The sequence below is a fragment of the Thermostichus sp. MS-CIW-23 genome (genome assembly GCF_054059455.1).
Genome location: NZ_JBSSCC010000055.1, coordinates 1 through 12,319, shown reverse-complemented (window position 1 = coordinate 12,319; position 12,319 = coordinate 1). Strand labels below are relative to the sequence as shown.

Here is a 12,319-nt window from a genome sequence, read left to right as displayed (position 1 = left end):
TCGTTTTGACAAATTGGCCAGGAACTTCTTGAGTTTTCTCTATCTCGTCAGTGCTCTCTTTTGGCTCAAATGAAAGATCAACACAACCTAGGACACTGCACTCACACCTAAAACATTGGATGCACCAGTCTAGAAGGCTTTCTCAGTAGCCCAGGTGTATCACCCTAACCTGAAACGACCATATGATCTGACTCAATCTAGAAACCCCCCCTAGCTTGGTTCAAGGAAACACCAAGCCGGAGTGTTGATGCAGTGGCCAAGGCGGGTTGTCGTTATGCTACCCGCTACCCCAATGTCATTCAGAAGGTTGGGGGGAGGGCTGGGCATAGCGCTCCAGCAGGGATGCGCTTTTGAGTTGCCACTGCAGTCCCATGAAGGCCCAGTCGATAAACTCGTTGATCTCCTCAGCGCTGAACTGCATGGCTTTGCCGATCTCGAAAATTAGCTCCTCTTCTTTTTCCACCAGCTGGCTATTCACCACCGCCATTGCTGCCAAATCCCGCAGGATCAAGGCCCCTGCCGCATTGCGCATGGGCGGGATCCCGCTGATATCCAAAGGTGCACCTGCTTCATCGGCCAGATAGGTTTGGGCCAGTGGCGCTTCGATGCCTACCCCTTCTGCGATTTGCATGAAGAAAGAGGTTTCTTCTTCGTCCAACTGGCCATCTACTCGGGCCACCGCGATCAGGGCCTTGAGGTAGAGCTGGCGCTGCTCGTCTGTCAAATCGGCGTAGTTGATCATGGGAGTTGCTGCTGAGTGTAGGGTTTTCTCTTCAACTCTGCCATGAAGGTTGCCTTCCAAACCGGGGTCGGACATTTTCCAGTCAAGTTCCAGTCAAGCAGAAAATCGCTTAAAATAGAAAGCCTGTGTCTACCGGCCAAATGCCAAAGGCTCGGAGCGAGGCTCTGGAGCTTCAGCAGGCTTGGCGGGTCTAGGCGAACTCTTTTTTGGATTTTTTGGATCTTTACAGCTTGCGGAGCGTCCCCCAAGGAGTGGATACCCCATGGTCAAATTGCGGCTCAAGCGCTACGGAAAAAAGCGGCAACCCAGCTATCGCATCATCGCCATTGAAAGTAAAAGCCGCCGTGAAGCCCGTCCGCTAGAGGAACTGGGTTACTATAACCCGCGCACCAAGGAGACGGTTTTGCAAACGGCAGGCTTGCTGAAGTGGTTGCGTTGTGGCGCTCAGCCCACAGAGACCGTGGACAGTCTCCTCAAAAAGGCCGGCATCTACGAGATGTTGAAAGCAGGGGAAGGCGGAGTGGTTGCCTCGATTCGCATCCCGGCCATGGCCAAGCCTGAAGCTGGGATCCCTGAGGCGGCAGAAGAGGCCCCTGCAACAGAATCCGTGGCCGAGGCTGAGGTCGCCGATGTTCCCGAGTCTGAATTGAGCGAAGCTGCCACTGAGACAGCAGCGGCAGAATTAAGTCCTCCAGAAGCTGAAGTTGAAAAGCCTCAGGTTGAGGAAGCGGTTGAGGCCTAGGGTCGGCTAAGCTTGGCTTGGCCAGTTGTTCCCTCCTGTCGTCTAGCTCTCTATGCCAGACTACAAGGCTCTCGCCCATCTTTTGATCGAACCGCTGCTCAGCAGCGCCTCTCTTCAAATGGATGTGGAAACCACCTGTGGCGGGCGAAAGGTATGGCTGCGGCTGGCCTTTGACCCGAAGGATCGGGGGCGGGTATTCGGGCGGGGCGGGCGCACCCTGCAAGCGATTCGACAGGTGATGATGGCCGCAGCTCAGTTGGCAGGTCAATCTCTGTACATCGATATCTACGGAGAGGCGGGAGAGCGGAATCGGGAGGAGCGGGAATGAGCCAAATTCTCACCTTTCTGGGCAAGGGGGGCACAGGTCGGAGCACCTTGGCCGTGGCGGCAGCTCGGGCCGCAGCCCAGCAGGGGCGGCGGGTGCTATTGGTGGGCCATCAGGCGGGGCCGGGGCTGGAAATGCTTTTGGGCGGGATCCCGCTTTCCGGCGAGCCGGTGACCATTGCTGCCAACTTGAGCGTGGTGCAGTTGCGGACAACCCAGCTGCTGGAGCAGTTCTGGACGGCGGCCAAAGAGCTGGAAGCCCGATACGTGCGCACCCCCTTTTTCCGGGAGATCTACGGCCAGGAACTGGGGGTGTTGCCGGGCATGGATCAGGCCCTGGCCCTGGAAGCTCTGCGCCGTTACGATGCCAGCGGCCAATACGACTGCATTCTCTACGATGGGCCAGGGGATCTGACCACCTTGCGGGCCTTTGGGATCCCGGAGGTGGCCAGTTGGTACTGGCGGCGAGCCTCCCAAGCTTTTTTGGGATCCGACTTGGCCAAAACCCTGCGACCCTTTGCCGAGCCCTTGTTGCGTTCGGTAAGCACCGTGGAATTTTCCTCCCTGGAGGATCTGCCAGAGCGGTTGGGGGGCATGACCAACCTTTTGGAGCAGGGACGACAGGCTATTGCCAATCCACGCCGCGTGTTGGCCCACCTGGTAACCACCCCAGACCCGATGGCCGTGCAAACCGCCCGTTACCTTTGGGGGAGCGCTCAGATGGTGGGGCTGACGGTGGGTGGCCTCTGGGTCACCCCTCTGGCTCCGGGAGAGGTCTCGGCCGCCGATTTTTTCCCGCTGACACTACGAACACTCCCCCTGCGTCAGGGATCCGATTGGTCGGCTTTGGAAGCAGCGGTGGGGGGGATGTTCGCTGTGCCGGATGTGCCGCCGCCCGTGGCCATCGACGAGGGAGCCGGTACAGTCAAGCTGTTTATTCCCGGCTTCAGCAAGGCCCAAATCGAGCTGAGCCAGTCAGGCCCGGAGCTGACCATTACCGCCGGGGATCAGCGGCGCAATTTGTTCTTGCCCCCCAGCTTGGCAGGTCGGCAGGTGACTGGGGCCAAGTTTCAAGAACCCTTCCTGGTCATCAGCTTCGGCTAAAACGATCCCCAGTTGTTCCCCTCTGTTCGCGTTAGCGGTATGGAGTCCTTGGGAGAGAGCGATGTTGGCCAAACGGATCATTCCCTGTCTGGATGTGGCGGCAGGGCGGGTGGTGAAAGGGATCCAGTTTGTGCACTTGCGGGATGCCGGGGATCCGGTGGAGCTGGCCCAGGCTTACGATCAGGCGGGGGCCGATGAGCTGGTCTTTTTGGACATCACCGCCACCCACGAAGAGCGGGAGATCTTGCTGGAGGTGGTGCGGCGCACCGCAGAGCAGGTGTTCATTCCCCTCACGGTGGGAGGGGGGATCCGCGATCTGGAGGGGATCCGACAACTGCTGCGGGCCGGGGCAGACAAGGTCAGCCTCAACTCGGCAGCGGTTCGGGATCCTGATCTCGTGGCTCAGGCCAGCCGCTGGTTTGGATCCCAGTGCATTGTGGTGGCCATCGACGCTCGCGCCAAGCCGCAGGGAGGGGGATGGGAGGTATACGTGCGCGGGGGGAGGCAGCCGACGGGGCTAGACGCGGTGGAGTGGGCCAAAACCGTGGCCGAACGGGGGGCAGGGGAGATCTTGCTCACCAGCATGGACGCCGACGGCACCCAGGCCGGCTATGACCTGGAGCTAACCCGGCGGGTGGCTGAGGCGGTGTCGGTGCCGGTGATTGCCTCAGGAGGAGCAGGGGAGTGTGCTCATATCCGCCAAGCTCTGCAGGAGGGAGGGGCGGAAGCGGCTCTATTGGCCTCGCTGCTCCACTATGGCCGGCTGACGATTGCCCAAATCAAAGCCGACTTGGCCGCCCATGCCATTCCGGTGCGTTTCTAGCTTGGGGAGGGATCCGTGCAGGCTCAAGATCTGGCCGCTCTCCTGCCTGAGGTGTGCCGCCTGGCAGAAGCAGCAGGGCAGGCCATCTTGCCCTTCTATCGGCAAAAATCGCTGCCGATCCAACTCAAAGCAGATGCCTCTCCCCTTACAGAGGCGGATCTGGCCTCCCACCACCTGATCCTGCAAGGCTTGCAAGAGTTGACCCCAGGGATCCCCCTCCTCTCGGAAGAATCGGGCGGGATCCCTTACCCAGAGCGGCAACAGTGGGAGCGGTTTTGGCTGGTGGATCCCTTGGATGGCACGCGCGAGTTTATCGAAGGCAGCGGCCAGTTTACGGTGAATATTGCTCTCATCGAGGAAGGGATCCCCATCCTGGGGGTCGTCCATGCCCCAGCTCTGGGCCTCACCTACGCGGCTGCGCAAAAGCTGGGGGCCTGCAAGAGGGAAAGGACTCCGTCCTGCGTTCACGAACAGCCCATCCGCACCTGCCCTTACGCCCAAGAACCCCTACAAGTGGTGGCCAGCCGTTCCCACAGCAACCCGGAGACGGAGCAGTTCCTCGAGCGGCTGCGGCAGCGCTGTGGCTCTCTGGAAGTGAAGTCTGTGGGCAGTGCCCTAAAGCTTTGCCTTGTGGCCGAAGGATCTGCCCATCTCTACCCTCGCTTCGGCCCCACCATGGAGTGGGATACTGCCGCTGCCCAGTGCATTGTGGAGCAGGCGGGGGGAAGGGTTACCGATCTTCTGGCAGGGGATCCCTTGCGCTACAACAAGCCCGACCTGCACAACCCGCCCTTTGTAGCGGCTGCCGAAGGCATGGCCCAACTGTGGCAGAACCTGATCCCCTGAGCGAAGCCCCGGCTACATGCCCATCTCTGTGGGGTTAAAGCCATCCGGGAACTTGGTGTACTCGTCGTAAAGGGCACCGCGGAAATGGGTGTTGGTGATGATGGCTCCGCGCAGATCGGCCCCAATCCGCAGATCGGCTCGGTTCAGCTCGGCTTCGCTGAGGTCGGCCCTGAGCAATTTGGCCCGGTAGAGGTTGGCCCCCCGCAAATCTGCCTTCACCAACTTAGCCCCAATCAGGTTCACCCGTCGCAGCTTGGCTCCGCGCAGGTCGGCTCCCGAGAGATCTGCTCCCGACAAATCCGCCTCGCGCAAATCTGCCCCACTCAAGTCGGCATCCCGTAGGATAATGCCCTTCAAATTCGCGCCACTCAACTGCGCTCCGCTCAGGTTGGAGCCGGAAAAGTCCCGTTGGCCAGACGCATAAGCCTGCAACAGTTGCTTGGCATCCAAGAGAGGCTTAATACTTGCTGTTGTCATCGCTGTTTGTTCTGATACATTTACGCTGAACACTGCTGAACATCACTGTTCAACTATGCAGCGATAGCATTCTGTTTGTTTCCATTCGCGTTAGCGGGACGGAGTCCAAACAGAATGGCGGTATCCCGCAAAGCTTTGAGTAGAATACCCAAAGCGCAGTTTCCGTGTCGTCTTACTACCAATTTTCTGCTTTGCTTTGGCTACCATGTTGGCAGACTCGAAAGTAAACAGAAAGATCAACTGGTAGTAATCCGTACTGAACATATTATACATTATTTTCAGTATAGTTGAGCTTATTATTGACTAGAGTCATGCTCTCACAAAACCGTAGGCAAACTAACCTCAGCCCTGCCGTAAGCAGGCTGTGACCCTTTCGCAGGTTGATTACCCTCTGGGGATCCCTGCCACTCGAGGTGGAACGCTTTACTGACAGACTTTGCCCTGCTGGTCGGCAGAAGGGCTGTCAGAGTTCTTGTTGGTTAGCTTACCACCCCCCGGCCCAAACTCAGCCCGGCAAGCCTTGAGAGTCGGAGGAGAGCGACATTCCGCCTGTTAGAGCTGGTCAATCTCCTTGCGCAAATTTTCCAACTCCAGATCGACCTCGCTCTCACCTGCGGTGGAAGGTTGGCCTGAGGACTTCGCCTCCCCAGAGGGCAACTGACCCTGAATCGACGCCTTGAGCATCAGCAGCTCATGATCCACATCCGAGCCACCCGCCTCCAAAGCGGCAAACTGGTTTTCCAAATTGTCCACCGCCAGCTCTGCCACTGCCGCCGACTGGGCCTCCAGGGAGTTCACCTTCTCCTCCATACGCTCAAAAGCAGCAAAGGCGCTTGTGGCGTCCACCCGCCCGATAACCTGATTGATTTGCTGGGAAGCCTTGGCGGCGCGGGCGCGAGCGATGAGCATGTCCTTTTTGGTCTTGGCCTCAGCGATCTTGCTCTCCAGCTTGGTCATGTTGGACTTCAGGATCTCCACCTGCTTAGTCTGCTCATCCAACTGCCGCTTCAGGCTTTGGGCAGTCTCGGCAAAGGTTTTCTTGCGCACCAGCGCTTCCCGAGCCAAAGCTTCGTTGTTGTTGCGCAGGGCCAACTCGGCGCGTCTTTGCCACTCATCAACACTCTGCTGTGCTTGCTCATACTGCCGCTCTATCCGCTTCTGGGCAGCAATGGCCTGGGCAACCGCTTGCCGCATCTGGTAGTGATCCTCAGACATGTCCTGAATGGTCTGGTTCAGGATTTTCTCCGGATCCTCGGCGCTGCTGACCAGCGCATTGATATTGGATCTAATGATTCGGCTGACCCGATCGAACAATCCCATCGGTTGCTTCCCCCTCTAGCGGTCTGACCTAATGCTACCCTTGCTGCTTTGATGCCTTCCAGTGCTTCTACTCCAGTATAGGGATCCATAGGGCTCCGCTGAAAAAAGCTGTAACGTTCTCTTGCCCCAATACCCTCCAGAGCCGATAATGCTTGCTTAACTTCGTTTGCTGACCGACAATCCCTGTTCTCTGATCGGGGCCATCCGCAGGTCGAAACGAAGTTGAGTTTGGCCGGTGTTGTTGGGAGTTCTCTGCCCCAGGTTCACGATTCAGGAGAGGGATCCGTGGCTCAGCGCCCGATTATTCTGGGTATTGTTGGTGATAGTGCTGCTGGAAAAACCACCCTCACCCGCGGCATTGCCCAAGTCTTGGGGGAAGAAAACGTTACTGTCATTTGCACCGACGACTACCACCGCTACGACCGCAAACAACGCGCTGAACTGGGGATTACAGCCCTCCATCCCGACTGCAACTACCTGGATATCGTTCAGCAGCACCTGACGCTCTTGCGCACCGGCCAGCCGATCCTAAAGCCCGTCTATAACCACAGCACCGGCACCTTTGACCCTCCAGAGTACGTCAAGCCCAACAAATATGTCATCGTCGAAGGGCTGCTGGGCTACTTTACCCGTGGTATGCGGGATAGCTACGATGTCAAGGTTTACTTGGCTCCCCCAGAACATTTACGAGCCCTTTGGAAGATTAAGCGGGACACCCGCAAGCGCGGATACACAGAAGAGCAAGTGCGAGAAGAGCTCAAAAAGCGCGAACCCGACTCAGAGGCTTTTATTCGTCCACAGCGCCAATGGGCCGATGTAGTGGTCACCTTTTACCCGCCCCAAGAGGGATCCGACCAAGACGAGGTATTGCTGAATGCACGCTTGGTGCTGCGCCCCACCATTCCTCACCCAGATTTTTGGCAAATCCTCAATGCCCGCGACAATCACCTTAGCTCTGCCATTCGTTTGGATTTGGATCGGGATATGGGCAAGCCCGTCGATGTTTTGCAGATTGATGCCCATGCTACGGCCAGCCAAGTGATTGAATTGGAGCGGATGCTCTGCAACGAAATCCCTTACCTGGGCAAGTTCTGTAGCTTAGAGGGAAACCCCAACATCGGCCAGTTGATCGGCACCACCGGCGAGCTGCTCCAGAGCTATCCCCTGGCTTTGACTCAGTTGCTGATCACCTACCACATGCTAAAAGCGGCCAACATCTACCAATAGAGTTCGTGGCGGCGAGGGATCCCCAGTTTCGCAAGACCTGCAGGGTAAGGCTCGGCCCAGCACGGTAACCCGCTCCCAGAGCAGAGTCTTGTGAGCTTCTGTCAAGGACATGGGCTGTGCTGGAATTGAACCAGCGGCTCCCACCGTGTCAAGGTGGTACTCTACCACTGAGTTAACAGCCCCTACGAGCGATGCCGCTGTGCATCTGCCTGAAGGCCGGAAACAAATAATATCACATCTTAACCTGTCCCATTGGGGTCAACCTAGGTGGAGAGTGGACAGGTGCCCTATTTCAAATCAAAAAGGGGATCCGGTCAGCAACTGGTAGTGCAACACCTGGGGTGGGCGAGCAAAGTAGGGCCCGATGAGGGCACGCCAGCGGACAAAGTTTTCCGATTGGCGAAAGTTGACCAGATGGGCCTCTAGGGATCCCCACTGAACGAGCAGTAGGTATTGCTGAGGGTGCTCCAGACAGCGCTGCAGTTGGTGCCCTTGGTAGCCGTCGGTCTGCTGCAAATAGATGAAAGCTTGAGCGATGGCGGCTTCAAAGGCGGCTTCAGAGCCGGGGGTAATTTCAAACTGAGCCACCTCAAGGATGGAGGAAGCAGTCATGGGTTAGGTATGCAGGCCGCATTCGGTTTTGCTTGTGCCCTTCCAGCGTCCAGAGCGGGGATCCGCCCCTGGCTCAACAGGCGCAGTGCAGTGGAGGCAGCCGATACTGGGGTAGTGGCGATCGTGCAGGGGGTTGTAAGGGATCCCGTGGTCAAGGATGTATTTCCAAACTTGGCCATTTGTCCAGTCAGCCAGCGGGTTGAGTTTGAGGCGGTTGCGCTTGCCGTCCCACTGCACCTTGCCGATATCGGCGCGGGTGGGGGATTGTTCCCGACGCATCCCTGTAATCCAAGTGGTGCAACCGGCCAGAGCACGATTCAAGGGCTCCACCTTGCGGATGTTGCAGCAGAGGTCGGGGTCAGAGCGATACAGTTCTGGCCCGTATTGAGCTGCCTGCTCTTCCGGGGTAAGCAAGGGCTTGAAGATCTGCAGTTGCAAGTGGGGGTAGCGCGCCAACACCTGCTCCCGCAGTTGTAGGGTTTCCGGGAAGTGAAAATCGGTGTCCAGAAAAAAAGCGCGAACACGGGGGTTAATCGCCGTGAGCAGATCGATCAGCACTAGGTCTTCCGGGCCAAAGCTACAGGCCAGCACCAGCCCATCTCCAAATTCTTCAACCGCCCAGGTGAGCAGGTCGCTTGCCGACAAAGGCTCAAACCGTTCGCTCAGGGACGCCACTTGAGGTTGATACTGCTCCCGCAGCGCTTGAGCCGCCAGCTCCCAGCGGCTAGAAGGAGAAAGGCTTGCTGTCATAGGGGGAAGACACCGAACTCGACGATTTTTGCTTTTTTTAATCTACACTAATTCGGTCAAGCTTTAGGGGTTTTGATTACCAGGCGGCAGCGGGCAGAGGGAGAGAGCGGGATCCCTTGGCCCGGAGAGGGATTTGTCCCCAGCGATCCCTTCGGATCCCCATCACCAAGCCGTGCCAGAGGGGGCTGGGATCCAATGCCGGCAACTTAACCCAGTGGTAGCGCAACACCCCTCGCCGTGGGTTCACCTCCAGCTCAAACACCCGCAGAGCCGAAACCGGCCCCACCAGAGGAGGTGCTGTCAGGTAGGGGATCCCATCGCGGACATACACCTTCGGCACATGCAGGTGGCCACTCAGCACCGCCACCACCCGTCCGTGACGGGCCAAGAGAGCGTGTAGCGCCGAGGCTGGTTCGCTGAGGAGCCGGTACTTGCGAAACAAAACCGCGTCCATTTGAGTGGGAGCAATGAAGGGCGGCTGATGGATCAGTAGGATCAGCCATTCTTCCGGCACCGTTTGCAGATGTTCGCCCAGCCAGTGCAGTTGGGAGGGGCGGAGCACGCCCTGAGGCAAAGGGAAGCGTCCCAGGCTGGCGTCGAGGGCAATCAAGCGGATCCCGGGCAGAGGGGAAAGGCTGTAATCGACGTAACCAGTGGGAGCCAGGGACAGGGGAAATTGGCTTTGGCACCAACGGATAAACTGATCCCGGTTAAAGCGTCCCTTTCTCCTCAGGGTGTCGATATCGTGGTTGCCCAGGCTGAGGTAATAGGGCACCCGCAGTTGGGCAACAATCTCCTGGAAAGATTGAAAGCTCTCCGGATCCGCTTGATCCACCAAATCCCCGGTAAACACCACGAAGTGCAGATCGGGCACCTGGTTGAGATGGGCAACGGCGGCTTCCAACTGGCGGCGGGGGGAATCGGACATCCACCAACAGCGGCACCCCGTCTCGGGCATCAGGTGGACATCTGAGACTTGAGCAAAGCAAATGCGTTGGGTTGCCATTGTTTAGGTACTTATTCACACCTCACGCCCGCATCATAGTCAATGAGGGGCCGGGGGGCTATGGGCTTCTCTTAACCTCAGCTGGGAGCCATCGGCAACTGGGGCACAGGTAGGGCTGTGAAAGGGGCGCGCAGACTGGTCAAATTGGTCTGAGAGGGTTTCCCAGGCTGTCACCCCCAACTTTTCTCCCAGCAGGATGGATTGAATGGATCGATGAGTAGCAAAGCGGTCTGTACCCTTTGCTCCATCCCATACTTCCCGGCTCTGGAAAACTGCCGGATACAGCGCTTCAACACCGACCACATCCCCTCAATCCGATTCAACTCTGGTGTATACACAGGCAAGGGAGATTGGGTTGCCAAAATCCGGTTTACCCCCTTGCCCATCAAGCCGTGGGATCCAACCGCATCAACACCTGCCCAAACTCCACCGATTGCCCATTGCTCACCAAAATCTCGGTCACCACGCCTGCCGCTTCGGCCTCGATCTCGTTCATCAGCTTCATGGCCTCGATGATGCACAGGGTTTGGCCCTTGTTCACCCGTTGGCCAACCCGCACAAAGTCAGGTTCACCTGGAGCTGGGGCGCTGTAGAAAGTGCCCACCATTGGTGACGTCACGTCTATCCAATGGCTGGGGGTGGATTTGGGAGCAGTGGGAGGAGGGGGCGCTTCTGCAGGAGCAGGAGGAGGCGCAGAGGAGACAATAACCGGACTGGCGGGGGTGGAGGAGAGCTCAGGCGGGATCCCTTTGCGCAAGGTGAGGCGAAAATCTTTGAACTCCAGAGTTAGCTCGGTAACATCGCTCTCTTGCAGAGCGGCCAGGAGAAGACGAATTTCCTGCCAATTGACAACATCCAAGGGAAGGTTCACTCCTGATGCATCACCTGTCCACAACAGAAATCCATAACCGAAAAGGAGAGGGAGAACTCACTCCCGGCCCAGATAGGTGTCGGTGCGGGTATCGACCCGAATCCGTTCTCCAACCTTGATGAACAAAGGCACCTGGATCTCAGCACCGGTCTCCAGCTTGGCCGGCTTGGTTCCCCCAGTGGCGGTATCTCCTTTCACCCCTGGATCTGTTTCCACCACTTCCAGAACAACGGTGTTGGGCAGCTCCACATCGATCACCTGCCCATTCCAGCGCAAGATTGACACTTGCATGTTTTCTTTCAGATATTTCACGGCGGAGCCAATTTGGGCGGCGGTAATTGGAGCCTGCTCATAGGTCTCCATGTCCATAAACACCAAGTTGTTCCCTTCCGCGTAGAGATACTGCATCTCGACTTTTTCGATGGTGGCTGCGGGCAGGGTTTCACCGGCGCGGAAGGTTTTCTCCACAACGTTGCCAGTCTGCATGTTTTTGAGCTTAGTGCGCACAAAGGCTGCCCCCTTGCCGGGTTTCACATGCTGGAACTCGATCACCTTGTAGGGAGCTCCGTCAATTTCTACAGAGACGCCAGGGCGCAAATCGTTGCTTGAGATCATGTCAGCAGAGGGATCCGTTGCTTAGACTTCCCAATCTTACCGTGACGATGGGACACTCCGTTCGCGCTAGGGAGACGGAGTCGGATTCAGTCCTCTGAGATCAATCGGGGGCTGGCGACCGTAGAGGGGCAGCACCTCCTGCCACTGAGGGCGCAATCCGGCCCGAAAATCGGCGCGGGCCAATTCTGCCAACGCCACCACAGGTGCAGGATCCACAAAATCGGCGGCATTCACGGATAGAGCTTGCGGCCAATGGCGGAGAAGGACCTGCCAAGCCTCTTCCTCCCAAAGCTGATCGGCCACTTCTGCAGCGATACGCTCTTCCACCACCCGATACACACCGCCATACCGCTCTCCTCGTTTGGCGTCCATCTGCACTGCCACCGTCAAGGGCTGGGGCGGGGATCCCTGCTCCTGCCACACCTGGCGGGCGAGGACGGCCAAAGCCGAGTAGCCAAACACGGGGATGCGCAGTTGCTGGCCCAGCAGGCGGGCTACACTCACCCCCAAACGGCTGCCCGTAAAGCTGCCCGGCCCCAAAGCTACAGCGATCCCAGCTATCTGCGACCAAGCTTGACCGGCCAAGAAGACTTTCAAGCAGGGGTGCAACTGCGCTGCCATCTCCCGATCCAGCCACCAGCTCTGACTGCGGGTTTCTCCCAACCCTGGCTCCAACGGCAGCAGGGCCAGGCCCAAAACGGGCGTGGTGGTGTGGATCCCTAAAATCCAGCGGACAAGCGACATGGCCTCTCTCAGGATCAAAAAAGGTAGTTGACGAAACTTAACGGATGTTTTAAGTTTAGGTTGTCAATCTTCGCGCTTCCTTAGGGAAGTTTGTCCTCATGACTACTGTTATCCAA

At 57.8% G+C, this 12,319-nt stretch carries 15 protein-coding genes and 1 tRNA gene; 6 read left to right on the top strand and 10 right to left on the bottom strand.

Annotated features, from left to right (window positions below; all coding sequences use genetic code 11):
• Positions 1-295: 295 nt before the first annotated feature.
• Positions 296-817, bottom strand: a complete 522-nt coding sequence (locus ACVW0B_RS13385) for a TerB family tellurite resistance protein (protein WP_457491915.1) — start codon at positions 815-817, stop codon at positions 296-298.
• Positions 818-1,004: 187 nt separating this feature from the next.
• Here ACVW0B_RS13385 and rpsP point away from each other — a divergent pair, with 187 nt between their 5' ends.
• The 5 genes from rpsP (at position 1,005) to cysQ (ending at position 4,581) form a co-directional block, all read left to right on the top strand.
• On the top strand, positions 1,005-1,484 hold the full coding sequence (rpsP, locus tag ACVW0B_RS13380; protein ID WP_011432103.1) for a 30S ribosomal protein S16: 480 nt from the start codon (positions 1,005-1,007) through the stop codon (positions 1,482-1,484).
• A gap of 52 nt (positions 1,485-1,536) precedes the next feature.
• Positions 1,537-1,812, top strand: a complete 276-nt coding sequence (locus ACVW0B_RS13375; RefSeq protein WP_011432102.1) for a KH domain-containing protein — start codon at positions 1,537-1,539, stop codon at positions 1,810-1,812.
• Positions 1,809-2,912, top strand: coding sequence for a Get3/ArsA fold putative tail anchor-mediating ATPase NosAFP (locus ACVW0B_RS13370; protein ID WP_457491914.1), 1,104 nt, complete (start codon positions 1,809-1,811; stop codon positions 2,910-2,912). Before ACVW0B_RS13375 ends, ACVW0B_RS13370 begins: the two co-directional genes overlap by 4 nt.
• A gap of 61 nt (positions 2,913-2,973) precedes the next feature.
• Positions 2,974-3,735 (top strand): imidazole glycerol phosphate synthase subunit HisF, encoded by a 762-nt coding sequence (gene hisF / locus ACVW0B_RS13365; RefSeq protein WP_457491913.1) that lies wholly within the window; start codon positions 2,974-2,976, stop codon positions 3,733-3,735.
• Between the two features lie 15 nt (positions 3,736-3,750).
• Complete coding sequence (gene cysQ, locus ACVW0B_RS13360; RefSeq protein ID WP_457491912.1) at positions 3,751-4,581, top strand: 3'(2'),5'-bisphosphate nucleotidase CysQ; 831 nt, start codon at positions 3,751-3,753, stop codon at positions 4,579-4,581.
• Between the two features lie 12 nt (positions 4,582-4,593).
• Here the strand turns inward: cysQ and ACVW0B_RS13355 are convergent, their stop codons facing one another.
• Both ACVW0B_RS13355 and ACVW0B_RS13350 read right to left on the bottom strand, forming a co-directional pair.
• On the bottom strand, positions 4,594-5,058 hold the full coding sequence (locus ACVW0B_RS13355) for a pentapeptide repeat-containing protein (RefSeq protein WP_011432098.1): 465 nt from the start codon (positions 5,056-5,058) through the stop codon (positions 4,594-4,596).
• Between the two features lie 552 nt (positions 5,059-5,610).
• Positions 5,611-6,378 carry a PspA/IM30 family protein gene (locus ACVW0B_RS13350; RefSeq protein ID WP_457491911.1) on the bottom strand — a complete coding sequence of 256 codons (768 nt, stop codon included), beginning with the start codon at positions 6,376-6,378 and terminating at the stop codon, positions 5,611-5,613.
• A gap of 285 nt (positions 6,379-6,663) precedes the next feature.
• On the opposite strand from ACVW0B_RS13350, the gene ACVW0B_RS13345 reads away from it, so the two are divergent.
• Positions 6,664-7,605 (top strand): phosphoribulokinase, encoded by a 942-nt coding sequence (locus tag ACVW0B_RS13345; protein ID WP_414330145.1) that lies wholly within the window; start codon positions 6,664-6,666, stop codon positions 7,603-7,605.
• Positions 7,606-7,715: 110 nt separating this feature from the next.
• On the opposite strand, the gene ACVW0B_RS13340 is transcribed toward ACVW0B_RS13345, so the two are convergent.
• The 7 genes from ACVW0B_RS13340 to tsaB form a co-directional block, all read right to left on the bottom strand.
• A tRNA-Val gene (locus ACVW0B_RS13340) sits at positions 7,716-7,787 on the bottom strand.
• 115 nt (positions 7,788-7,902) lie between these two features.
• Complete coding sequence (locus tag ACVW0B_RS13335; protein ID WP_414344235.1) at positions 7,903-8,217, bottom strand: antibiotic biosynthesis monooxygenase family protein; 315 nt, start codon at positions 8,215-8,217, stop codon at positions 7,903-7,905.
• A 3-nt stretch (positions 8,218-8,220) separates the two neighbouring features.
• Positions 8,221-8,967: a phosphoadenylyl-sulfate reductase gene (locus ACVW0B_RS13330; protein ID WP_414375312.1), complete on the bottom strand. Its 747-nt coding sequence runs from the start codon at positions 8,965-8,967 to the stop codon at positions 8,221-8,223.
• A 76-nt stretch (positions 8,968-9,043) separates the two neighbouring features.
• Positions 9,044-9,973 (bottom strand): metallophosphoesterase family protein, encoded by a 930-nt coding sequence (locus ACVW0B_RS13325; RefSeq protein ID WP_011432093.1) that lies wholly within the window; start codon positions 9,971-9,973, stop codon positions 9,044-9,046.
• A gap of 385 nt (positions 9,974-10,358) precedes the next feature.
• On the bottom strand, positions 10,359-10,832 hold the full coding sequence (gene accB, locus ACVW0B_RS13320) for an acetyl-CoA carboxylase biotin carboxyl carrier protein (RefSeq protein WP_457491916.1): 474 nt from the start codon (positions 10,830-10,832) through the stop codon (positions 10,359-10,361).
• 69 nt (positions 10,833-10,901) lie between these two features.
• The gene (efp, locus tag ACVW0B_RS13315) at positions 10,902-11,459 is read right to left on the bottom strand and encodes an elongation factor P (RefSeq protein ID WP_457489834.1); all 558 of its coding nucleotides are present in this window, start codon (positions 11,457-11,459) and stop codon (positions 10,902-10,904) included.
• A 66-nt stretch (positions 11,460-11,525) separates the two neighbouring features.
• Entirely contained in the window at positions 11,526-12,203 is a 678-nt protein-coding gene (gene tsaB / locus ACVW0B_RS13310) for a tRNA (adenosine(37)-N6)-threonylcarbamoyltransferase complex dimerization subunit type 1 TsaB (protein WP_457491910.1), read from the bottom strand.
• Positions 12,204-12,319 lie beyond the last annotated feature (116 nt).

Excerpts from the sequence above, each read along its gene's own strand:
- ACVW0B_RS13385 (WP_457491915.1), bottom strand. The coding sequence starts at position 817 with ATGTCCGACCCCGGTTTGGAAGGCAACCTTCATGGCAGAGTTGAAGAG.
- rpsP (WP_011432103.1), top strand. The coding sequence starts at position 1,005 with ATGGTCAAATTGCGGCTCAAGCGCTACGGAAAAAAGCGGCAACCCAGC.
- ACVW0B_RS13375 (WP_011432102.1), top strand. The coding sequence starts at position 1,537 with ATGCCAGACTACAAGGCTCTCGCCCATCTTTTGATCGAACCGCTGCTC.
- ACVW0B_RS13370 (WP_457491914.1), top strand. The coding sequence starts at position 1,809 with ATGAGCCAAATTCTCACCTTTCTGGGCAAGGGGGGCACAGGTCGGAGC.
- hisF (WP_457491913.1), top strand. The coding sequence starts at position 2,974 with ATGTTGGCCAAACGGATCATTCCCTGTCTGGATGTGGCGGCAGGGCGG.
- ACVW0B_RS13355 (WP_011432098.1), bottom strand. The coding sequence starts at position 5,058 with ATGACAACAGCAAGTATTAAGCCTCTCTTGGATGCCAAGCAACTGTTG.
- ACVW0B_RS13350 (WP_457491911.1), bottom strand. The coding sequence starts at position 6,378 with ATGGGATTGTTCGATCGGGTCAGCCGAATCATTAGATCCAATATCAAT.
- ACVW0B_RS13335 (WP_414344235.1), bottom strand. The coding sequence starts at position 8,217 with ATGACTGCTTCCTCCATCCTTGAGGTGGCTCAGTTTGAAATTACCCCC.
- ACVW0B_RS13330 (WP_414375312.1), bottom strand. The coding sequence starts at position 8,967 with ATGACAGCAAGCCTTTCTCCTTCTAGCCGCTGGGAGCTGGCGGCTCAA.
- ACVW0B_RS13325 (WP_011432093.1), bottom strand. The coding sequence starts at position 9,973 with ATGGCAACCCAACGCATTTGCTTTGCTCAAGTCTCAGATGTCCACCTG.
- efp (WP_457489834.1), bottom strand. The coding sequence starts at position 11,459 with ATGATCTCAAGCAACGATTTGCGCCCTGGCGTCTCTGTAGAAATTGAC.
- tsaB (WP_457491910.1), bottom strand. The coding sequence starts at position 12,203 with ATGTCGCTTGTCCGCTGGATTTTAGGGATCCACACCACCACGCCCGTT.